At 58.5% G+C, this 21,419-nt stretch carries 16 protein-coding genes; 5 read left to right on the top strand and 11 right to left on the bottom strand.

All coding sequences use genetic code 11. From position 1 onward, the window contains the following. Nucleotides 1–6: 6 nt before the first annotated feature. The 7 genes from GT753_RS04410 to ansB all read right to left on the bottom strand — a co-directional run bounded on the left by GT753_RS04410 (nucleotide 7) and on the right by ansB (nucleotide 9,543). Nucleotides 7–2,283 carry a ComEC family protein gene (locus GT753_RS04410; protein WP_371732146.1) on the bottom strand — a complete coding sequence of 759 codons (2,277 nt, stop codon included), beginning with the start codon at nucleotides 2,281–2,283 and terminating at the stop codon, nucleotides 7–9. 270 nt (nucleotides 2,284–2,553) lie between these two features. Beyond that, on the bottom strand, nucleotides 2,554–2,838 hold the full coding sequence (gene ihfB, locus GT753_RS04405) for an integration host factor subunit beta (protein ID WP_004928264.1): 285 nt from the start codon (nucleotides 2,836–2,838) through the stop codon (nucleotides 2,554–2,556). Nucleotides 2,839–2,900: 62 nt separating this feature from the next. Beyond that, a complete protein-coding gene (gene rpsA, locus GT753_RS04400) occupies nucleotides 2,901–4,574 on the bottom strand; it encodes a 30S ribosomal protein S1 (protein WP_004928267.1) in 1,674 nt (557 codons plus the stop codon). A 184-nt stretch (nucleotides 4,575–4,758) separates the two neighbouring features. Next, a complete protein-coding gene (gene cmk, locus GT753_RS04395; protein ID WP_004928270.1) occupies nucleotides 4,759–5,448 on the bottom strand; it encodes a (d)CMP kinase in 690 nt (229 codons plus the stop codon). Between the two features lie 259 nt (nucleotides 5,449–5,707). Beyond that, nucleotides 5,708–6,994, bottom strand: a complete 1,287-nt coding sequence (gene aroA, locus GT753_RS04390; protein ID WP_016928320.1) for a 3-phosphoshikimate 1-carboxyvinyltransferase — start codon at nucleotides 6,992–6,994, stop codon at nucleotides 5,708–5,710. A 114-nt stretch (nucleotides 6,995–7,108) separates the two neighbouring features. Further along, on the bottom strand, nucleotides 7,109–8,194 hold the full coding sequence (gene serC / locus GT753_RS04385; RefSeq protein WP_004928275.1) for a 3-phosphoserine/phosphohydroxythreonine transaminase: 1,086 nt from the start codon (nucleotides 8,192–8,194) through the stop codon (nucleotides 7,109–7,111). Between the two features lie 302 nt (nucleotides 8,195–8,496). After that, complete coding sequence (ansB, locus tag GT753_RS04380) at nucleotides 8,497–9,543, bottom strand: L-asparaginase 2 (protein WP_015377326.1); 1,047 nt, start codon at nucleotides 9,541–9,543, stop codon at nucleotides 8,497–8,499. A 148-nt stretch (nucleotides 9,544–9,691) separates the two neighbouring features. Here ansB and ycaO point away from each other — a divergent pair, with 148 nt between their 5' ends. The 4 genes from ycaO (at nucleotide 9,692) to pflA (ending at nucleotide 16,137) form a co-directional block, all read left to right on the top strand. Next, the gene (gene ycaO, locus GT753_RS04375; protein WP_015377325.1) at nucleotides 9,692–11,455 is read left to right on the top strand and encodes a 30S ribosomal protein S12 methylthiotransferase accessory factor YcaO; all 1,764 of its coding nucleotides are present in this window, start codon (nucleotides 9,692–9,694) and stop codon (nucleotides 11,453–11,455) included. A 462-nt stretch (nucleotides 11,456–11,917) separates the two neighbouring features. Then, nucleotides 11,918–12,778 carry a formate transporter FocA gene (gene focA / locus GT753_RS04370; protein ID WP_004928284.1) on the top strand — a complete coding sequence of 287 codons (861 nt, stop codon included), beginning with the start codon at nucleotides 11,918–11,920 and terminating at the stop codon, nucleotides 12,776–12,778. 54 nt (nucleotides 12,779–12,832) lie between these two features. After that, nucleotides 12,833–15,115, top strand: a complete 2,283-nt coding sequence (gene pflB / locus GT753_RS04365) for a formate C-acetyltransferase (RefSeq protein ID WP_004928286.1) — start codon at nucleotides 12,833–12,835, stop codon at nucleotides 15,113–15,115. A 281-nt stretch (nucleotides 15,116–15,396) separates the two neighbouring features. Further along, nucleotides 15,397–16,137 (top strand): pyruvate formate lyase 1-activating protein, encoded by a 741-nt coding sequence (gene pflA / locus GT753_RS04360; RefSeq protein ID WP_015377324.1) that lies wholly within the window; start codon nucleotides 15,397–15,399, stop codon nucleotides 16,135–16,137. Between the two features lie 48 nt (nucleotides 16,138–16,185). Here pflA and GT753_RS04355 read toward each other — a convergent pair whose 3' ends face one another. Continuing rightward, nucleotides 16,186–17,337 (bottom strand): MFS transporter, encoded by a 1,152-nt coding sequence (locus tag GT753_RS04355; RefSeq protein WP_033654251.1) that lies wholly within the window; start codon nucleotides 17,335–17,337, stop codon nucleotides 16,186–16,188. Nucleotides 17,338–17,500: 163 nt separating this feature from the next. Here GT753_RS04355 and GT753_RS04350 point away from each other — a divergent pair, with 163 nt between their 5' ends. Next, nucleotides 17,501–17,866 carry a DUF1801 domain-containing protein gene (locus tag GT753_RS04350; protein WP_015377322.1) on the top strand — a complete coding sequence of 122 codons (366 nt, stop codon included), beginning with the start codon at nucleotides 17,501–17,503 and terminating at the stop codon, nucleotides 17,864–17,866. Between the two features lie 53 nt (nucleotides 17,867–17,919). Here the strand turns inward: GT753_RS04350 and serS are convergent, their stop codons facing one another. From serS to lolA, 3 genes are all read right to left on the bottom strand, one after another. Continuing rightward, nucleotides 17,920–19,212 carry a serine--tRNA ligase gene (gene serS / locus GT753_RS04345; RefSeq protein ID WP_015377321.1) on the bottom strand — a complete coding sequence of 431 codons (1,293 nt, stop codon included), beginning with the start codon at nucleotides 19,210–19,212 and terminating at the stop codon, nucleotides 17,920–17,922. A gap of 109 nt (nucleotides 19,213–19,321) precedes the next feature. After that, nucleotides 19,322–20,608: a replication-associated recombination protein A gene (locus GT753_RS04340; RefSeq protein ID WP_160125471.1), complete on the bottom strand. Its 1,287-nt coding sequence runs from the start codon at nucleotides 20,606–20,608 to the stop codon at nucleotides 19,322–19,324. A 67-nt stretch (nucleotides 20,609–20,675) separates the two neighbouring features. Continuing rightward, a complete protein-coding gene (gene lolA, locus GT753_RS04335) occupies nucleotides 20,676–21,287 on the bottom strand; it encodes an outer membrane lipoprotein chaperone LolA (protein WP_015377319.1) in 612 nt (203 codons plus the stop codon). Nucleotides 21,288–21,419: the final 132 nt, after the last annotated feature.

The raw sequence follows: 21,419 nt of genomic DNA, 5'->3' as shown, positions 1-21,419 counted from the left end.
CCTATTTTACTCATTATCACCCTCTACGCCAAACCGCTGATGGTACCAACGGGGCATTAATTGTTCGCGAAAGCCTTTAATTTGCCAATCGTTGTCGAAAAAAAGTACCGATAACTGACCCGAGCGCGTTGTATCGCGCCATTGGATGCCATTTGCCCGGTATCTGGCGACCACTTTCCGCGCCGGCAATCGCCATTTGTTGTAACGCGATGCGGAGGCCAGCGCCACTTCGGGATTGACCGCGCGCAGAAACGGCGGCGTCGAGGACGTCTTGCTGCCGTGATGCCCCACCTGCAACACCGTAGCCGCCAAGCGATCGCGCCGCAACCGTAACAGCTGCGCCTCCGCCTTCTTTTCCGCATCGCCGGTGAGCAGCAAACTGAATTGCCCATCGTCGATGCGGATCACGCAGGAGTCGTCATTGACCGGCCTTTTGCGCGTTTTCGGTGGCCACAGCACCTCGAATTGCAGCGATTGCCAGCGCCAACGCTCCCCGGCGATGCAGGGCAAGTGTCCTTCCCCGCGTATCGGGCTGCGCACCGTCGCCTGCGGAAACGCCCGCCGCATCACCGGCAGCCCGCCGATATGATCGAGGTGAATATGGCTGATAATGATCTGCTCCAGTTCAATATTCCGCCAGTTCAACATCGGTAAGATATGCCGTTCGGCAGCGCTGCCCGTGGGCCAACGATCGCCGGTATCGTACAGTATCCCCTTGCCGTTTTGCTCGATAACCACCGCCAACCCGTGCCCGACATCAAGCATATCGACACGCCAGCGATAGTCCGGCGCTTTGCCACGCCACAACACGCAGCATATCGCCACCGCCGCCAGCCCCGGCGCATAGCGCCACCACCAATGAAAGCGCCAGCAGATAACGATAAGCCATCCCGCTATGCTGGCCAGCAGCGAGGCGGCCCCCAAATCCCCCCAACCGCGTTGCAGGTAATGCAGCGGCACAAACACCCCGCTCAACGTGAAATCTGCCAACCACCAAAGCCCGTAACTTAGCGAGGGGAAGACGCCGCCGATCACCGCCAGCAAAATCAACGGCACCGTCACCAATGAGACGATGGGCACAGCCCAAAGATTGGCAGGCAGCGAGGTCAGCGTCAGACCTAAAAACAGCGCGACCTGCATCGGCACCAGCAACAACGTCATGCCCAACTGAATATGCAGCCAGCGTACCGGCGCCCAATACCAGGCCGAGCGAAATCGCTCGCTGAGCGGTGCCCATTCAAACCAAAAAATCAAACACCCCACCGCCAGCACCGACAGCCAAAAACTGTCTGACAAAACCGCCAACGGATCGCACAGCAAAATCAGCCCGATACACCACAGCCACACTTGCCAGGAAGAACAATGAACGCCGCGCAAGCGCAACAGCATCCACAGCGTCATCGCCAACGCGGTACGCACCGCCGGCGGTTGGGCGCCCACCAACCAAACATAGATCAGCGTCGCCACCCAGCCTGCGACCAATGGAAAGCGATAGCCAATCAAATGGGCGGGAAGAAAAAACTGCAGCGCTCGCAACGCGGCCCAGAACAAAATGGCGACCATCGCCACATGCAACCCTGAAATGGCCATCAGGTGAGCGATGCCGGTTTTCAGCATCAGCGTGCGCAAAGCCTGCTCCAGCGCGGTTCGTTCCCCAAACGCCAGCGCCAGCAATACCGCCTTGTAACGCAATTCACCGATGTTAGTTTCCGCATGGCTGATGATGCGCTGACGCAGCCCGCAGTCGCCATCCAGCAAACGAGCCTGCCTGACCCGCCCCGTCAACGGCTGGCGCTGGGCAATCGCCCAACGTTGGCTGTCAAATCCGCCTTCATTGAGCTTGCCATGTACCGGCCGCAGGCGCAGTTTCAATTGCCAACGCTGCCCGGCACACAGCCGCTGCCGTTCGGGAGCCCACGTCGTGGTAAACGCCAGCGCAGGCGCCAACCAATGACCGTCGACCCGCTCGATGCGCATCAGCGTCTGTTTACTGGCGGCGGGCTCCAGCGCGACGCTGCTCACCTGCACCACCGCCGTCACGTCCGGCATGCGAGTTAAGCGCTCCATTTGCCCGAGCAGGCTTCCGGCGTTGAAAACCGCCCATGTGAATCCCAATCCCAGGCAGGCCAAATAGCGGCAGAACGGCCAACGCGCGCGCAACAGCAAGCAGCCGACAAACAGCATCGGCCACAGCAGCCATAGTTCTGGCAACTGCGGTAAAATCAGCAGCGGCAAGATGCCGCAGATAACGGCGAATATCGCCAGATCCAGCGAAATTTTGATCGTTCTTCTCCCATCGCACCCGCCACGCGCACAAGCGCGTTACGGCAGGCAAACAGGATGAGTCAAGCGGCATGTCGCGACCAGCGGGCTTTAGCGAGAATGCGGCGAGCGCGCCAGGGTAAGAGAGGTTTATGCAGCAACTACACCGCAAATGCGGCGCAGTACGCAATTCACAAGCGTATCGTGGAGAATCGCAGGCGAAAAAAAACGGCGCCTTACAGGCACCGTTTTATATTCTTTACAAGCAACAACGCTATGATCAGTCAGCGACTAGCCATAGATATTGGCGCGGTCACGCAACTCTTTGCCTGGTTTGAAGTGAGGAACGTACTTGCCGTCCAGCTCGACTTTGTCACCGGTTTTCGGGTTGCGGCCTACACGCGGGGCACGGTAGTGAAGAGAAAAACTGCCGAATCCGCGGATCTCAATGCGTTCGCCCTCGGCCAGCGTAGCGGCCATGTGCTCAAGCATCTCTTTCACTGCATCCTCAACGGCCTTCGCCGGAATATGAGATTGCTGGCCAGCAAGTCTTTCAATAAGTTCAGACTTGGTCATAGTACCTCCAAGCTTTGCAGCTAAACTACCGTATTGGGGCGGTCAGCGACCGCCCCCCGTCATTACTCGCCTTTAGCCGCTTTGAAAGCTTCAGCCATTGCGTTAGAGAAGTTGCCTTCTTCCTGTTTGTTGTTAACAGTTGCGATGGCGTCTTTCTCGTCAGCTTCGTCCTTAGCACGTACGGACAGGCTTACAACGCGGTTCTTACGGTCAACGCCGGTGAATTTAGCTTCAACTTCGTCACCTACGTTCAGAACCAGAGTTGCATCTTCAATGCGGTCGCGAGAGGCTTCAGATGCACGCAGGTAACCTTCTACGCCGCCTGCCAATTCAACTGTAGCACCTTTGGCGTCAACTGCAGTGACTTTACCAGTAACAATAGCACCTTTCTTGTTCATAGACAGGTAGTTATTGAACGGGTCTTCAGCCAGTTGCTTCACGCCCAGGGAGATACGCTCGCGCTCTGCGTCAACTTGCAGAACAACAGCAGCGATTTCGTCGCCTTTCTTGTATTCACGTACTGCTTCTTCGCCTGCAACGTTCCAGGAGATGTCAGACAGGTGAACCAGGCCGTCGATGCCGCCGTCCAGGCCGATGAAGATACCGAAGTCAGTGATAGACTTGATTTTACCTTCAACGCGGTCGCCCTTGTTGTGGGTTTCTGCGAACTGCTGCCATGGGTTGGATTTGCACTGCTTCAGGCCCAGGGAGATACGACGACGTTCTTCATCGATGTCCAGAACCATCACTTCCACTACGTCGCCCACGTTAACAACTTTGGACGGATGGATGTTTTTGTTGGTCCAATCCATTTCAGAAACGTGTACCAGACCTTCAACGCCTTCTTCGATTTCTACGAAGCAGCCGTAATCAGTCAGGTTGGTTACACGGCCAGTCAGCTTGGTGCCTTCTGGGTAACGTTTCGCGATAGCAACCCATGGATCTTCGCCCAGCTGTTTCAGGCCCAGGGATACACGAGTACGCTCGCGGTCGAACTTCAGCACTTTAACAGTGATTTCATCGCCAACATTGACGATTTCGCTTGGGTGCTTAACGCGTTTCCAAGCCATGTCAGTGATGTGCAGCAGGCCGTCTACGCCGCCCAGATCAACGAATGCACCGTAGTCAGTGAGGTTCTTAACGATACCTTTAACTTCCATGCCTTCCTGCAGGTTTTCCAGCAGTTGATCGCGCTCAGCGCTGTTCTCGGATTCGATAACCGCACGGCGAGAAACGACAACGTTGTTGCGCTTCTGATCCAGCTTGATGACTTTGAACTCAAGCTCTTTGCCTTCCAGGTGCAGAGTGTCACGTACCGGACGCACGTCAACCAGGGAACCTGGCAGGAACGCGCGGATGCCGTTCAGCTCGACGGTGAAGCCACCCTTCACTTTGCCGTTGATAACACCGGTTACAGTCTCAGCTTCTTCGTAGGCTTTTTCCAGCGTGATCCAAGCTTCGTGACGCTTAGCTTTCTCACGGGACAGCAGGGTTTCACCGAAGCCGTCTTCAACAGCATCCAGAGCAACGTCAACTTCGTCACCAACCTGGATTTCCAGCTCGCCCTGGGCGTTTTTGAATTGCTCAGCCGGGATGGCAGACTCAGATTTCAGACCGGCGTCAACCAGTACGATATCTTTGTCGATAGCAACAACGACGCCACGAACGATGGAACCCGGGCGGGTTTCGATTTCTTTTAAGGATTCTTCAAAGAGTTGAGCGAAAGATTCAGTCATGTTGTTAATCTTCAGGGTTCTTTAGTTTAACGTCCATTTAGCGTCCCGCCGAATGGGGTTGTTTCACATACCCCGCCATTGGCTCCATGCCGACAGGGTTTAAGGTTACAGGGGTAAAATTTTACCCGATATATTGCGATACCGCTATGACAAATATGACAAAAAGCCAATAGCGCCGCCGCGCTTATTGCTGCGGCAACGCCAACACTTTCTGTGCATACGTCAACGCCTGCCGGATCACTTCTTCGATCGACATGCTGGTAGAATCCAGCACGAGGGCGTCAGAAGCGGGCACCAGAGGCGCGATAGGCCGATTACGGTCACGGTCGTCCCGTTCCTTTATCTCGGCTAAAAGACGTTCAAAGTTAACATTAAAGCCTTTCTCCTGCAACTGCAGCATGCGGCGGTGCGCGCGCTCCTCCGAGCTGGCGTCGAGGAAAATCTTGACCGGCGCGTCAGGGAACACCACCGTGCCCATGTCGCGGCCATCGGCAATCAGGCCGGGCGCCTCACGGAATGCGCGCTGGCGGCGCAGCAACGCCTCGCGCACGCGCGGAAACGCAGCCGCTTGCGACGCGGTGTTGCCGACGGTTTCGGTGCGGATCTCATTGCTGACGTCCTCACCTTCCAAAATCACCTGCAGCTTGCCGTCCTGGGCAACGAAGCGAACATCGAGATGTGCGGCCAGCGGAACCAGCGCTTCCTCAGAAGTGATATCCACCTGATGATGCAACGCCGCCAGCGCCAGCACGCGATAGATCGCGCCGGAGTCCAGCAAACGCCAACCAAGGGACTCGGCCAACGCTTTACACAGCGTGCCTTTGCCCGCGCCACTTGGTCCATCAACGGTTATCACCGGGGCTGTAGCCGTCATTTCTCTCTCCTTCAGGTAGAAAACCTCACAGAGACACGGCGTGCTTCGACTCGAAGCACGTGAGCTCTGTCACCTGCCCAATCAGGGGCAAATACGGTGGCGTATTATACGCTGCCCTACGGCGATCTGTTACCCTGGAACTATCCGGTTGTTGAAAATAAGCGCACAACCGCGAAAAAGTATAGAAGAAACGCCGGTCGCCAAAGGTTAAAAACGATAAAGGCCCGCAAAGGGGCCTTAAAATAAACGATTTGACGGGTTACGCCGGCTGGCTGATGCGCGCCAGCTGTTCGAAATAATCCGGGAAGGTCTTCGCGGTGCATTTCGGATCGAGAATGGTGACCGGCGTATCCGACAGCGCCACCAGCGAGAAGCACATTGCCATGCGGTGATCGTTGTAGGTGCCGATCTCGGCGAACTGCAGCTTGGCCGGCGGCACGACGTGAATGTAGTCTTCGCCTTCGTCCACTTCCGCCCCCACTTTACGCAGCTCGGTGGCCATCGCCGCCAGACGGTCGGTCTCCTTCACCCGCCAGTTGTAGATATTGCGGATGGTGGTCGGCCCCTCGGCGAACAGCGCTGCGGTGGCGATGGTCATCGCCGCGTCGGGAATGTGGTTCATGTCCATGTCGATGCCGCGCAGTTCACCGCGGCTGCACTCGATGAAATCGTCGCCCCAGGTGATGCGCGCGCCCATTTTCTCCAGCACGTCGGCAAACTTGGTGTCGCCCTGCACGCTTTTGCGACCGATGCCGGTCACGCGCACGGTGCCGCCCTTGATCGCCGCCGCCGCCAGGAAGTAAGAGGCGGAAGAAGCGTCGCCCTCAACCAGGTAATCGCCCGGCGCGATATACGTCTGGCGCCCCTGGATATGGAATACCCGGTAGTTGTCGTGGCTCACCGATACGCCGAAGGTGCGCATCAGATGCAGCGTGATGTCGATGTACGGCTTGGAAACCAGCTCGCCCTTGATGTGGATCTGCGTATCCTGCGGCGCCAGGGGCGCGGTCATCAGCAACGCGGTCAGGAACTGGCTGGAAACGCTGCCGTCAACGGTGACGTCGCCGCCCTGGAAACCGCCGCGCAGGCGAATTGGCGGGTAATCGGTCTGTTCGAGGTAATCAATCTGCGCCCCGCCCTGGCGCAACGCGTCCACCAGATGGCCGATCGGGCGTTCTTTCATGCGAGGTTCCCCGGTCAGCACCACGTCGCCTTCACCAAGGCACAGCGCCGCCGCCAGTGGGCGCATCGCGGTGCCGGCATTGCCGAGGAACAGTTCCAGCGGTTGGTTGGCCACCAACGGCCCGGCCACGCCGGTCACTTCACACACGGTGCGGTCGGCGGAAAGCCGGTAGTTCACACCCAACGCCTGCAGCGCATTCAGCATATGACGCACGTCGTCGCTGTCCAGCAGGTTGGTCAGCCGGGTCGTTCCCTCCGCCAGCGCCGCCAGCAGCAGAGCGCGGTTAGAAACGCTCTTCGAGCCGGGTAAGTTGACGGTGCCATTGACCAGGGCGACCGGTTGTAACGTCAGGGAATCCACCATGTGAACAAAACTCTCCAATTCTGATAAACGAAACGGCTCCGGAATAATGCCGGAGCCGCTTTAATGCAAAAGGACAACAGCCTGAGGCCGCCCGCGCCTGGCGGGCTGCCGGAATCAACCGTGACGACGTTCGAAGTCGGCCATGAAGTCGGTCAGCGCCTGGACGCCGGCCAGCGGCATGGCATTGTAAATAGAAGCGCGCATGCCGCCAACTACCCGGTGGCCTTTCAGCGCCTGCAGGCCGATAGCCTCGGCTTCGCTGAGGAACACCTTGTCCAGCGCCGCATCGGCCAGCTGGAACGGCACGTTCATCCAGGAACGGTTGGCGATCGCCACCTGGCTGCGGTAGAAGTCAGATTTATCGATGGTCGCGTACAGCAGCTCGGCCTTGGCCTGATTGCGTTTTTGCATCTCCACCAGGCCGCCCTGCTCTTTCAGCCATTTGAACACCAGCCCGGACAAGTACCAGGCGAAGGTCGGCGGGGTGTTGAACATCGAGCCGTTCTCGGCCAGCACGGTGTAGTCAAGGATAGACGGCACTTCTTTGCGCGCCTTGCCCAGCAGATCGTCGCGCACGATCACCAGCGTCAGGCCGGCAGGGCCGATATTTTTCTGCGCGCCGGCGTAAATCACGCCGAAACGGCTGACGTCGAGCGGGCGGGACAGGATGGTCGAGGAGTAATCGCCGATCACCACTTTGTCGCCGAAGTCCGGCGTTTCATCGATGGCCACGCCGTCGATGGTCTCATTCGGGCAATAATGCACGTAAGCCGCGTCGTTGCTCAGTTGCCACTCTTTCATCGGCGTGATGCCGCTCAGGCCGTCGATGCGGGTTTTCACGTCGATGACGTTCGGGGCGCAATACTTTTCCGCTTCCTTGATGGCGCTGTGCGCCCAATAACCGCCGTCGATATAGTCGGCGGTGGCCTTGTCGCCCAGCAGGTTCAGCGGCAGCGCGGCGAACTGCGCGCGGGCGCCGCCGTGGCAAAACAGCACTTTATAGTTGGAGGGGACTTTCAGCAGATCGCGCAGATCCTGTTCCGCCTGCTCGGCAACGGCGATGAATTCTTTGCTGCGGTGACTGATCTCCATCACAGACGTTCCCAGGCCGTGCCAGTTGCACAGTTCCTGTTCCGCACGACGCAACACTTCCACCGGCAGCATCGCCGGGCCAGAGCTAAAATTATAAACCTGAGTCATTTCCCCTCACCACATTCACTGTTCGCCGCAGAAAAGCGACCTGTCGAAAAGACGCCCGAAGTTAACGCTCGCGTTAACCAACCCATCGGTTTTATCACTCACGCCCCATGGCTGCAACGCTTATTCGCCCGTCGGCGGCAAACGGCCGTGCCGGGTGATGACAGGCTCTGCGGCCGTCGCGATTGTTTGGACGATAAAACCCTGTGACATGGGGAAATTCAGCGGGTTAACGCGGTGTTTTATGCTGTATTCAGCCAACATGGCTGCGGGAGCCCGGATGGCCCCCGCAGGAGAAGAAACGATCAGTACTGATTAAACATCTGCTGGATCTGCTTCGCGTCTTTGGTTTGCGTCAGCGCCAGCTGCAGCAGAATGCGCGCCTTTTGCGGATTCAGCGTGCCGGCGGCCACGAAGCCGTACTTGGCGTCGTCCACTTCCGCATCCTCGGTGGTGGCGCCGGTCGGCACGCGCGAAGAACGCACCACCGCCACGCCGTTGTGCGCCGCCGTCGCTAGGGTGTCGAACACGGTTTTATACAGGTTGCCGTTGCCGACCCCGGCGCTGACGATGCCCTGATAGCCTTCGGCGATCAGGGCCTTGGCTGGCGCATCGGAGGCGTTGGCGTAGTTGTAGACGATGCCGACCTTCGGCAGCTCGTTCAGCTTGCTGACGTCGAACGGCGTCTCCCGGGTATGCTTACGCTGCGGCGAGCGCTGGTAATCGATCTTGCCGTTGTGGATATACCCCAGCGGGCCGTAGTTTGGCGACTGGAAGGTCTGCACGGCGGTGGTATTGGTCTTAGTGACGTCACGCGCATCCAGCACGGTGTCGTTCATCGCCACCAGCACCCCGCGGTTGGCCGATTGCGGATCCGCCGCCGTCACCACCGCGTTATACAGGTTGAACGGGCCGTCGGCGCTCATCGCCGTCGCCGGCCGCATAGCCCCCACCAACACCACCGGCTTGTCGCATTTCACCGTCAAATCAAGGAAATAGGCCGTCTCTTCCAGCGTATCGGTGCCGTGAGTGATGACGAAGCCGTCGGTTTTGCTGCAGTCGGCGTCAATTTTCTTCGCCAGCGTCAGCCAGACCTGATCGTTCATGTCCTGCGAGCCGATGTTCACCACCTGTTCCCCCTGCACGTTGGCGATATCTTTCAGCGCCGGCACCGCATCGACCAACGCCTCGACGCCCAGTTTGCCCGCGGTATAGTTGGATTTCGTCGCCGAATCGCCGCCGCCGGCGATAGTGCCGCCGGTCGCCAGCAGGGTGATGTTGGGCAGCGCCAGCGCCGAGGCGCTGACACCGGTCAACAAGAGGGTTAACGCGCTGAGTTTCACTGATTTCATTAGATTTCTCCGTGACAGATAACTTGCTGAATTATGGCCTTTATCCTTAAAAAAACTGTGACTTTGCCGCCGCTTTAGGAATACGTGGAGCTCCAGCGTAAAACCCCGTATCATTGCGCGTTTTTAGTACGCGCAAAAAGTGAAGACAATGACGCAAACTTTTATCCCCGGTAAAGACGCCGCCCTGGAAGACTCCATCTCCCGTTTCCAGCAGAAACTGAGCGATCTCGGTTTCAACATCGAAGAAGCCTCCTGGCTGAACCCGGTGCCGCACGTGTGGTCGGTGCACATCCGCGATCGCGATTGCCCGCTGTGCTTCACCAACGGCAAAGGCGCCAGCAAAAAAGCCGCGCTGGCCTCCGCGCTGGGTGAATATTTCGAGCGCCTGTCCACCAACTACTTCTTCGCCGATTTCTATCTGGGCAAGCAGATCGCCGAAGGCGACTTCGTGCACTACCCGAATGAGAAATGGTTCCCGATCCCTGAAGACGACGCGCTGCCGGCCGGCATCCTCGACGAACGTCTGCACGCCTTCTACGATCCGCAGCAAGAGCTGAGCGCCAGCGATCTGGTCGATCTGCAGTCCGGCAATGCCGATCGCGGCATCTGCGCGCTGCCGTTCACCCGTCAGTCAGATCAGCAAACGGTATACATTCCGATGAACATCATCGGCAACCTGTATGTTTCCAACGGCATGTCCGCCGGCAACACCGCCAACGAAGCGCGCGTGCAGGGCCTGTCGGAAGTGTTCGAGCGCTATGTGAAAAACCGCATTATCGCCGAATCCATCAGCCTGCCGGCGATCCCGGACGAGGTGCTGAACCGCTACCCGGGCGTGGTGGAAGCCATCGCCAAGCTGGAAGAGGAAGGTTTCCCAATCCTCTCCTATGACGCCTCGCTGGGCGGCAACTACCCGGTGATCTGCGTGGTGCTGTTCAACCCGACCAACGGCACCTGCTTCGCTTCATTCGGCGCGCACCCGGACTTCGGCGTGGCGCTGGAGCGCACGGTAACCGAACTGCTGCAGGGCCGCAGCCTGAAAGATCTCGACGTGTTCACCGCGCCGACCTTCGATGACGAAGAAGTGGCGGAACACACCAACCTGGAAACGCACTTCATCGACTCCAGCGGTCTGATCTCCTGGGATCTGTTCAAACAGGATGCCGATTACCCGTTCGTTGACTGGAACTTCAGCGGCAGCACGCAGGAAGAGTTCGCCACCCTGATGAGCATCTTCGACAAGGAAGACGCGGAAGTGTACATCGCCGACTACGAGCACCTGGGCGTCTACGCTTGCCGCATCATCGTGCCGGGCATGTCCGATATCTACCCGGCGGAAGACCTGCTGCTGGCTAACAACAGCATGGGCGCGCACCTGCGCGATACGCTGCTGGCGCTGCCGGGCAGCGAGTGGGAGCCGGAAGAATACCTGGCGCTGATCGAGCAGTTGGACGACGAAGGACTGGACGATTTCACCCGCGTACGCGAACTGCTGGGCATTGCCAGCGGCAAAGACAACGCCTGGTATACCCTGCGCGTGGGCGAGCTGAAATCGATGCTGGCGCTGGCGGGCGGCGATCTGGATCAGGCGCTGATCTGGACCGAATGGACGCAGGACTTCAACGCCTCGGTGCTGAGCCCGGCGCGCAGCAACTACTACCGCTGCCTGCAAACGCTGCTGCTGCTGGCGCAGGAGCCTGAACGCGAAGCGGCGCAGTACTATACCGCGTTCGTGAAGATGTACGGCCAGGAAGCGGTCGACGCCGCCTCCGCCGCCATCAGCGGTGAAGAGCGCTTCAACGGGCTGTTCGCCGTCGATGCCGATCTGAAGGCGCTGCCGGCCCATCAGGCTCTGCTGGCGGCTTACGAGAAGCTGCAGGCGGCCAAACGCCGCCACTGGGCCAAGGCCTAAGCATCATCAGGGGATACTGCCACTTTGGGAGTACCCCTGTTGCCAAACGCCGCACTCCGTTGCGGCGTTTTCAATTTTGCGGTTTATTTCAACGCATTCGGTTTTATTTTTTCGCCGGGAAATAGGTGGTTAAACGACCATAAAAATAAATAAACCGTCAATTGTTGCCGGACGGTGAAATAATAATTAACCGATAATTAAACTTTCAACGCCGCGCGGCGACAAAACGCCTAAAAATTTAACTTTACTCCACGCCGACCACTCGGTGGATTCAAAAAAATTTGCAAACATTAAAAAATTGTTTTTTATTAAAAATCAATAAATTAACCATAAAAAACCACACAAAAAACACGCCATTTCACCGCTCTACTTCCCCGCCTTATGATCCAAATCAAATTTTCCCCTATACTGCTTTGCTAGTATCTCATTGCGTTGTTTTAACCCTTAAGAGCGAGAGTTAGTTTGAAAACTGACAGCCCCTTCGATCTGATTTTACCTGCGGCAACGGCGAAAATCGCTGAAGATGCCGGCGTGTATAAAGCCACCAAACATCCGCTGAAAACGTTTTATTTGGCGATCACCGCCGGTGTCTTCATTTCCATCGCCTTCGTCTTCTACATCACGGCGACCACCGGCACCGCCGGCGTGCCTTTCGGGCTGGCGAAACTGGTCGGCGGCATCTGCTTCTCTCTCGGGTTAATGCTGGTGGTGGTGTCGGGCGCCGACCTGTTCACCTCTACCGTGCTTATCGTCATCGCCAAGGCCAGCGGCCGCATCAGCTGGGGCCAGCTGGGCGCCAACTGGCTGAACGTTTATCTCGGCAACCTGGTCGGCGCGCTGTTCTTCGTGGCGCTGATCTGGTTCTCCGGCGAGTATATGGTCGCCAACGGCCAGTGGGGCCTGAATGTCCTGCAAACCGCAGACCACAAGCTGCATCACACCTTCATCGAAGCCGTCTGCCTCGGCATTCTGGCCAACCTGATGGTCTGCCTGGCGGTCTGGATGAGCTACTCCGGCCGCACCCTGACCGACAAGATGCTCGCCATGGTGCTGCCGGTCGGGATGTTTGTCGCCAGCGGCTTCGAACACAGCATCGCTAACATGTTTATGATCCCTATGGGCATCGTGGTCAAACACTTCGCCACGCCGGAATTCTGGCAAGCCGTAGGGGCGGTACCTGAGCAATTCGCTCATCTGACAGTAAGCAACTTCATCATCGACAACCTGATTCCGGTCACCCTCGGTAACATCATCGGCGGTGGTCTGCTGGTTGGGTTGACTTACTGGGTAATTTATCTGCGCGGGGGCCGCGAGCAGCACTAAGCTGTGAGTAACCGCGCGCAGAGTTAGAAATCCACAATCAAAGGTAGGTGTACAATGACCGAACTTAACGAGAAATTAGCCAACGCTTGGGAAGGTTTCAGCAAGGGTGACTGGCAGAATGAAGTCAACGTTCGTGACTTCATCCAGAAAAACTACACGCCTTATGAGGGTGACGAATCCTTCCTGGCTGGCGCTACTCAAGCCACCACCACCTTGTGGGACAAGGTTATGGAAGGGATCAAACTGGAAAACCGCACTCATGCGCCGGTTGATTTCGACACCAACGTTGCTTCAACCATCGTTTCTCACGACGCGGGTTACATCGCCAAAGAGCTGGAAACCATCGTGGGTCTGCAGACCGACGCCCCTCTGAAACGCGCGCTGATCCCGTTCGGCGGCATCAAAATGGTCGAAGGTTCGTGCAAAGTGTACGGCCGCGAACTGGATCCGCAGCTGAAAAAAGTGTTCACCGAATACCGCAAAACCCACAACCAGGGCGTATTCGACGTTTACACCAAAGACATCCTGAACTGCCGTAAATCCGGCGTGCTGACCGGTCTGCCGGACGCCTACGGCCGCGGCCGCATCATCGGCGACTACCGCCGCGTTGCGCTGTACGGTATCGACTTCCTGATGGCCGACAAGCTGAACCAGTTCAAATCGCTGCAGGAAAAACTGGAAAACGGCGAAGACCTGGAAATGACCATCCAGCTGCGCGAAGAGATCGCTGAACAGCATCGCGCTCTGGCTCAGATCAAAGAGATGGCCGCCAAATACGGTTACGACATCTCCGGCCCGGCCACCAGCGCGCAAGAAGCGGTGCAGTGGACCTACTTCGGCTACCTGGCCGCGGTGAAATCCCAGAACGGCGCCGCCATGTCCTTCGGCCGCGTGTCCACCTTCCTCGACGTGTTCATCGAGCGCGACATCAAGGCGGGCAAACTGACCGAAGAACAAGCGCAGGAACTGATCGACCACCTGGTGATGAAACTGCGTATGGTGCGCTTCCTGCGTACCCCTGAGTACGATGAGCTGTTCTCCGGCGACCCAATCTGGGCGACTGAGTCCCTGGCCGGTATGGGCGTCGACGGCCGTACCCTGGTCACCAAAAACAGCTTCCGTTTCCTGAACACCCTGTACACCATGGGGCCGTCTCCGGAACCGAACATGACCATCCTGTGGTCTGAGAAGCTGCCGCTGAACTTCAAGAAATTCGCGGCGAAAGTGTCCATCGACACCTCTTCCGTACAGTACGAAAACGACGACCTGATGCGCCCTGACTTCAACAACGATGACTACGCCATCGCTTGCTGCGTCAGCCCGATGATCGTCGGCAAACAAATGCAGTTCTTCGGCGCCCGCGCCAACCTGGCGAAAACCATGCTGTACGCCATCAACGGCGGCGTTGACGAAAAACTGAAAATGCAGGTCGGCCCGAAAGAAGCGCCGATGATGGACGAAGTGCTGGACTATGACAAAGTCATGGCGCGCATGGACCACTTTATGGATTGGCTGGCCAAGCAGTACGTGACCGCGCTGAACATCATTCACTACATGCACGACAAGTACAGCTACGAAGCTGCGCTGATGGCGCTGCATGACCGTGACGTTTATCGCACCATGGCTTGCGGCATCGCCGGTCTGTCCGTGGCGGCCGACTCCCTGTCCGCCATCAAGTACGCGAAAGTCACCACCATTCGCGACGAAGACGGCCTGGCTATCGACTTCAAAGTGGAAGGCGAGTATCCGCAGTTCGGTAACAACGACGCCCGCGTCGATGACATCGCCTGCGACCTGGTTGAGCGTTTCATGAAGAAAATTCAGAAACTGCGCACCTACCGCAACGCGGTACCGACCCAGTCCGTACTGACCATCACCTCCAACGTGGTGTACGGTAAGAAAACCGGTAACACCCCGGATGGCCGCCGCGCCGGCGCACCATTCGGCCCAGGTGCCAACCCGATGCACGGCCGTGACCAGAAAGGCGCAGTCGCCTCCCTGACCTCGGTAGCCAAACTGCCGTTTGCCTACGCGAAAGACGGGATCTCCTACACCTTCTCCATCGTGCCTAACGCGCTGGGTAAAGACGACGACGTGCGTAAAGCCAACCTGGCGGGCCTGATGGATGGTTACTTCCACCATGAAGCCTCCATCGAGGGCGGTCAGCATCTGAACGTCAACGTAATGAACCGCGAAATGCTGCTGGACGCGATGGAAAACCCTGAGAAATACCCTCAGCTGACCATCCGCGTCTCCGGTTACGCCGTGCGCTTCAACTCGCTGACCAAAGAGCAACAGCAGGACGTCATTACTCGTACCTTCACTCAAACGATGTAATGCGCCAGCCGGGCGGGAAACCGCTCGGTAGCAACGTCAGGGCCGGTTCTGCCGGCCCTTTTCTCCCACCGCTCTCCCCTGACTCTGTACGAGTCTGTTTTGCCGGACATCTATACTGAATGGATAGCCGGCAAAACAGTTATCCGGCAACTGACCGGCCGACAGGCATCATTACCCCCGGTGGCGGGCTCACTCCGCCACTGCATCGCAGATACCTGGCCGGCGGCCACGCGCCTATTTTTAGACTGCGTTTGACAGTCAATATTGGAGAAAACCCCGCAATGTCAGTAACTGGTCGCATCCACTCCTTCGAATCCTGCGGCACCGTCGACGGGCCAGGGATCCGCTTTATCGTCTTCTTCCAAGGCTGCCTGATGCGCTGCCTCTATTGCCATAACCGCGACACCTGGGATACCCACGGCGGCAAAGAAGTGACCGTCGAAGAGCTGATGAAAGACGCGGTGGCCTACCGCCACTTCATGAACGCTTCCGGCGGCGGCGTGACCGCGTCCGGCGGCGAAGCGATCCTGCAGGCTGAATTCGTGCGCGACTGGTTCCGCGCCTGCCACGCCGAAGGCATCAATACCTGTCTGGATACCAACGGCTTCGTGCGCCGCTACGATCCGGTGATCGACGAGCTGCTGGACACTACCGATCTGGTGATGCTGGATCTGAAACAGATGAACGATGAGATCCACCAGAATCTGGTCGGCGTTTCCAACCATCGCACGCTGGAATTCGCCCGCTACCTGGCGAAACGCAACCAGCGCACCTGGATCCGCTACGTGGTGGTGCCGGGTTGGTCAGACGACGATAAATCGGCGCACCTGCTGGGCGAGTTCACCAAAGACATGACCAACATCGAGAAAATCGAGCTGCTGCCCTACCACGAACTGGGCAAGCACAAATGGGTGGCGATGGGGGAAGAGTACAAGCTGGACGGCGTTCATCCGCCGAAGGCCGAGACCATGGATCGCGTCAAAGGCATCCTGGAAAGCTACGGCCACAAAGTGATTTACTGATTGGCGCAGCGCCAAAGAAAAACCGGCTCATAGCCGGTTTTTTTATGCTCAGGCGGCGGCGAACGGCGTGTGATGGTGATCCGGCTTCTGCTTCTTCAGCAGCATCAGCAGGTAAACCAGCGCCACGGCGGCGATCATCACGAACAGTACGCGGTCAGAGTAGTTCTGCATCAGCAGCGCCGTCATCGACGGACCCAGTAGGCTGCCGATGGTGTAGCTCATCAACAGCGCCTGATTCATCGCCACCAGTTCGTGCGGCATTGCCTTCTCACAGGCCCAGGACATCGCCACCGGATACAGGGTAAAGCCGGCGCAGCCGAGGATGAACAGTGAAGGCGCCATGGCGTAGTTGCCGAGCATCGCCACGCTGGCGAGGATCACTACGAACACCTGAATGCGCAGCACCAGCAGGCGCCCGTAACGATCGGCCAGACGCCCGACCGGCCATTGGCCGACGATGCCGGAGCTGACCAGCAGCGCCATCCAGTAACCGACGTTGGCGTCGCTCATGCCCTGATGAGAGAGGTACAGCGGCATCAGGCCGTACAGCGAACCGAGCACGATGCCGGAGATGATGCAGCCGTTGATGCCGAGGCGCGCGCTGCGGCGTCTCAACATTGTCCACACCGCCGCCTGCTGCGGCTCGTCTTCATGGCGGTTGACCCGCGCGAACAGCATCGGCAGCATGGCGCTGATCACAATCGCGGTCACCCACGGCACCACGTGCAGCAATTCGGTCGAGGTCATGCTCAACAGCAATTGGCCGGTCACCGTACCGAGGTAATAGACAATCATATAGGCCGCCAGCAGCTGGCCGCGGTTGCTGAGATTGCCGCTGCGCAGCAGCGCGCTTTCCACAATCACCCAGATCCAGGCGCAACCGACGCCGGCGAAGAAGCGCCAGCCCAGCCAGCTCCAGAAATCGATCGACAGCACCATGCCGGCGGTCGCGGCGGCGAACAACAAACAGGAGAGATGGTAGCTGCGGGTGAAGCCGACGCGCTGGATCAGTTTACCCGCCACCAACGTGCCCAACAGGTTGCCGCTGAAATAGGAGGAGCTGACCATTCCCACTTGCCAGGTCGACAGCTGAGCATGGGTTAACCAAAGAGGCACTAACGTATTCAAAACGGCAATGGATACCGTGAGCAACAACAGGCCGCAGAGCAACAGGAGCACTGGGCGGGAGTATGCGGACATAGTGAAATTGTGACCGAACGCGCAATGAGAGTGCGCGCATCATGCCACTGGCGATAAAAAAGTCAATCGCCTCTTATCATTCCAGCGCACGATTTGTTTCCGACCAAACGACCGAAAAAGCGTTATGCTCAGCGCAGAGCGGATTTGACGACGGAGAAGCGAGATGAGTCAGGCAAATAATGCGGCGGTCGAGACCTTGCTGGCGGACATCGGCAGCACGCACGGCGAGCTGCTGGAGATCGTACAACAGGTGCGCCGGATCGCCACGGCGAGCGGCAGTGGCGTCAGCGAATCGGTCAAATACGGCGGCATCATGTTCTCGCATACTCAATTTTTCTGCGGCGTTTTCGCCTACCGCAATCACGTCACGGTGGAATTCGGCCAAGGGCACCGACTGGAAGATCGCTATCAGCAACTTGAAGGCAACGGCCAATATCGGCGGCACATCAAGCTTCACTCGCCCGCCGAAGTGAAAAGCAAGCACCTGGCGGACTACATTAAACAAGCCTACGCGCTGGCGAAAGGCTGAATTCTCGACATAAAAAAAGCGCCCGCAGGCGCTTTTTTCTAGTGATTGGCTGTTCAGCCGATATATTCCAGGCCGCCCATATAAGGACGCAGCACTTCAGGCACCTGAATGCGACCGTCGGCCTGCTGGTAGTTTTCCAGCACCGCCACCAGTGTACGGCCGACCGCCAGGCCGGAGCCGTTCAGCGTGTGAACCAGACGCGGTTTCTTGTCGGCCTTGCTGCGGCAGCGCGCCTGCATGCGACGCGCCTGGAAGTCCCACATGTTAGAGCAGGACGAGATCTCGCGGTAGGTATCCTGCGCCGGCAGCCACACTTCCAGATCGTAAGTCTTGCACGCGCCGAAGCCCATGTCGCCGGTGCACAGCAGCACCTTGCGGTAAGGCAAGTTCAGCAACTGCAGCACTTTTTCCGCGTGGCCGGTCAGCTCTTCCAGGGCATCCATCGAATCTTCCGGACGGACGATCTGCACCATTTCAACCTTGTCGAACTGGTGCATGCGGATCAAACCACGGGTGTCGCGGCCGTAAGAACCGGCTTCCGCACGGAAGCATGGCGTGTGTGCGGTCATCTTCAGCGGCAGAGTTTCCTCTTCCACGATCTCGTCGCGCACCAGGTTGGTCAGCGGCACTTCCGCCGTTGGGATCAGCGCGTAGTTGCTGCTGTCGGCTTCTTCTTCCAGCGGGCGGGTATGGAACAGATCTTCGCCGAACTTCGGCAGCTGACCGGTGCCGTACAGCGTGGCGTGGTTGACCAGATAAGGCACGTAGGCCTCCAGATAGCCATGCTGCTCGGTGTGCAGATCCAGCATGAACTGGGACAGCGCGCGGTGCATGCGGGCGATTTGCCCTTTCATCACCACGAAGCGTGAACCGGTCAGCTTAACTGCGGCGGCAAAATCCAGCCCGCCGGCCATTTCGCCCAGATCGACGTGATCGCGCACCGCGAAGTCGTACTGGCGCGGTTCGCCCCAGCGGGTGACTTCCAGGTTTTCGCTGTCGTCTTTACCGTCCGGCACCGCGTCGTCCGGCAGGTTAGGCAGCGTCAGGGCGTAATCGCGGATCTCGCTTTGCAGCGCATCCAGCGCCGCCTTGGCGGCATCCAGCTTGTCACCCAGCTCGTTCACTTCGCGACGCAGCGGCTCGATGTCTTCCCCACGCGCTTTGGCCGCGCCGATGGATTTCGATCGGGAGTTGCGTTCCGCTTGCAGCGTTTCAGTTTCTACCTGCAGAACTTTGCGGCGTTCTTCCTGCGAACGCAGCAGATCCAGATCGAGTTTAAAACCTCGGCGAGCCAGTTTGACGGCGACTGCGTCTAGCTCATTACGCAGCAGATTGGGATCGAGCATGCTAATCCTGTGCTTGTTGTTATTGAAAGAAGTGTTGTTGTTCTATGCGGCTGATTTATAGCCGCATAAAAGAAGAGTGATACCCGCTAACCTTACCGCAACGGCCACGCTAGCGGTAGCGTTTTGTCGGGCTATTTTGATCCTGCTCAGCCAGCCATGCCAACTTTTCGCCGATTTTCCCTTCCAGCCCGCGCGAGGTCGGTTGGTAGTAGCGCGTATGGGCCATTTCAGGCGGGAAGTAGTTCTCGCCGGCGGCGTAGGCGTTGGGTTCGTCGTGGGCGTAACGGTACTCCGCCCCCAGCCCCATCTCCTTCATCAGCTTGGTCGGCGCGTTGCGCAAATGCTCCGGCACGTCATAATCGGCCTGCTCTTTGGCGTCGCGCATGGCGGCCTTGAACGCGGTGTAAACCGCGTTGCTCTTCGGCGCGCAGGCCAGGTAAACAATCGCCTGCGCGATGGCGCGCTCGCCCTCCGCCGGCCCCACGCGGGTGAAGCAATCCCAGGCGGCGATCGCCACCTGCATGCCGCGCGGATCGGCGTTGCCCACGTCTTCAGAGGCGATCGCCAACAGACGGCGCGCCACATAGAGCGGATCGCCGCCGGCGGTAATGATGCGCGCATACCAGTACAGCGCGGCGTCCGGCGCCGAGCCGCGCACCGATTTATGCAGCGCGGAAATCAGGTCGTAATAACGGTCGCCCTTGTTGTCGAAGCGCGCGCTGCGCTCGCCCGACACCTCCTTCAGCAGCTGCGGCGTCAGCACCCGCACGCCTTTGGCGTCGAGCTCCGCCATGTCCGCCATCATTTCCAGGCTGTTCAGCGCCCGGCGCGCATCGCCCCCCACCAGCTCCGACAGCAGGCGGCGCGTTTCCGCGGGCAGCTCGACGTTCTGGCCGCCAAAGCCGCGCGCCTTGTCGTTCATCGCCTGATCCAGCACCTGGCCGATATCTTCGGCGGTCAGCGCCTTAAGCAGATACACGCGGGCGCGCGACAGCAGCGCCGAGTTCAATTCGAACGACGGGTTTTCGGTAGTGGCGCCGATAAAGGTGATGGTGCCGTCTTCAATGTGCGGCAGGAATGCGTCCTGCTGACTTTTGTTGAAGCGGTGCACTTCATCGACGAACAGAATAGTGCGGCGGCCGGCGTCGCGGTTTTGCCGCGCCCGTTCGATCGCCTCGCGGATCTCCTTGATGCCGGAGGTCACGGCGGAGATCCGTTCGACATCCGCCTGACCATAACGGCCGATCAGCTCTGCCAGCGTCGTCTTCCCGGTGCCCGGCGGCCCCCATAAAATCATCGAGTGCAACTGCCCGGCCTCGATGGCGCGCGGCAGCGGCTTGCCGGCGGCCAGCAGATGCTGCTGGCCGATATACTGCGCCAGCGTGGTCGGCCGCATGCGCGCGGCCAACGGCTGGAACTCGTTCTGGGAAAAATCGAGCGACAGATTATTACTCACTTGCACCTCACTGGCGCTGGTCGTCCAGCGTCACCCCCTTCGGCGGGGTAAATTTGAATTTGGCCGGATCGGCGGCAACGTTCTGCTGGCTTTTCAGCGTATAAGCGCTGCGCTGGCCGTCCTGCTCCACCGCGGCGAAGCTGCGGATGGTGCCGCTGTTGGTCACGCTGATGGCGAATTGCTTCAGGTTGCCGCTGGCGGATTTTGGCGTTAATTCGAAATCATCGCCCTTTTGCTTCACGTTGTACTGTTTCCAGTCGCTGGCATTATTGCGGGTGATCAGCATAAACGGCGTATTGCCGGTGGCGTTCTTCAACCAGGTCGCCGTCACCTGCTCGACGAACGGGTTGTAAAACCACAGGGTTTGGCCATCGGAGACCAGCACGCTCTCATCGGGTGAGGTCATGTGCCAGTTGAACAGGTTCGGCCGCTTCACCCACAGCTCGCCTTCACCCTGTTGCACCGCGGCGCCTTCGGCGCTGGTCACGGTTTGCGAGAAGCTGGCGTGGAAACTGTTCACCTTCGCCAGGCGACTTTGCAGATCCTGTGCGGCGTCGGCCAGCACGGAGGTAGAAGCGAATCCCGAAAGCAGACAGCAGGCAACTAACAGTTTTTTCATTATTCCAGATACCTTATGAAATGCGTTAACCGCAGGGCGACGCCGTGCGGGTCAATCAACCCTTTACTCCCGTTACTTTACCTGAAGCCGGCGATCGGCCGGTAGGCCAATGTTCCGAGAAGAAACGGGTTT

This window comes from Serratia sp. Z4, from assembly GCF_009900725.1.
Taxonomy (GTDB): domain Bacteria; phylum Pseudomonadota; class Gammaproteobacteria; order Enterobacterales; family Enterobacteriaceae; genus Serratia; species Serratia nematodiphila.
Note: the sequence above shows the minus strand (reverse complement) of the source record. Positions and strands in the feature narration are given on the sequence as shown.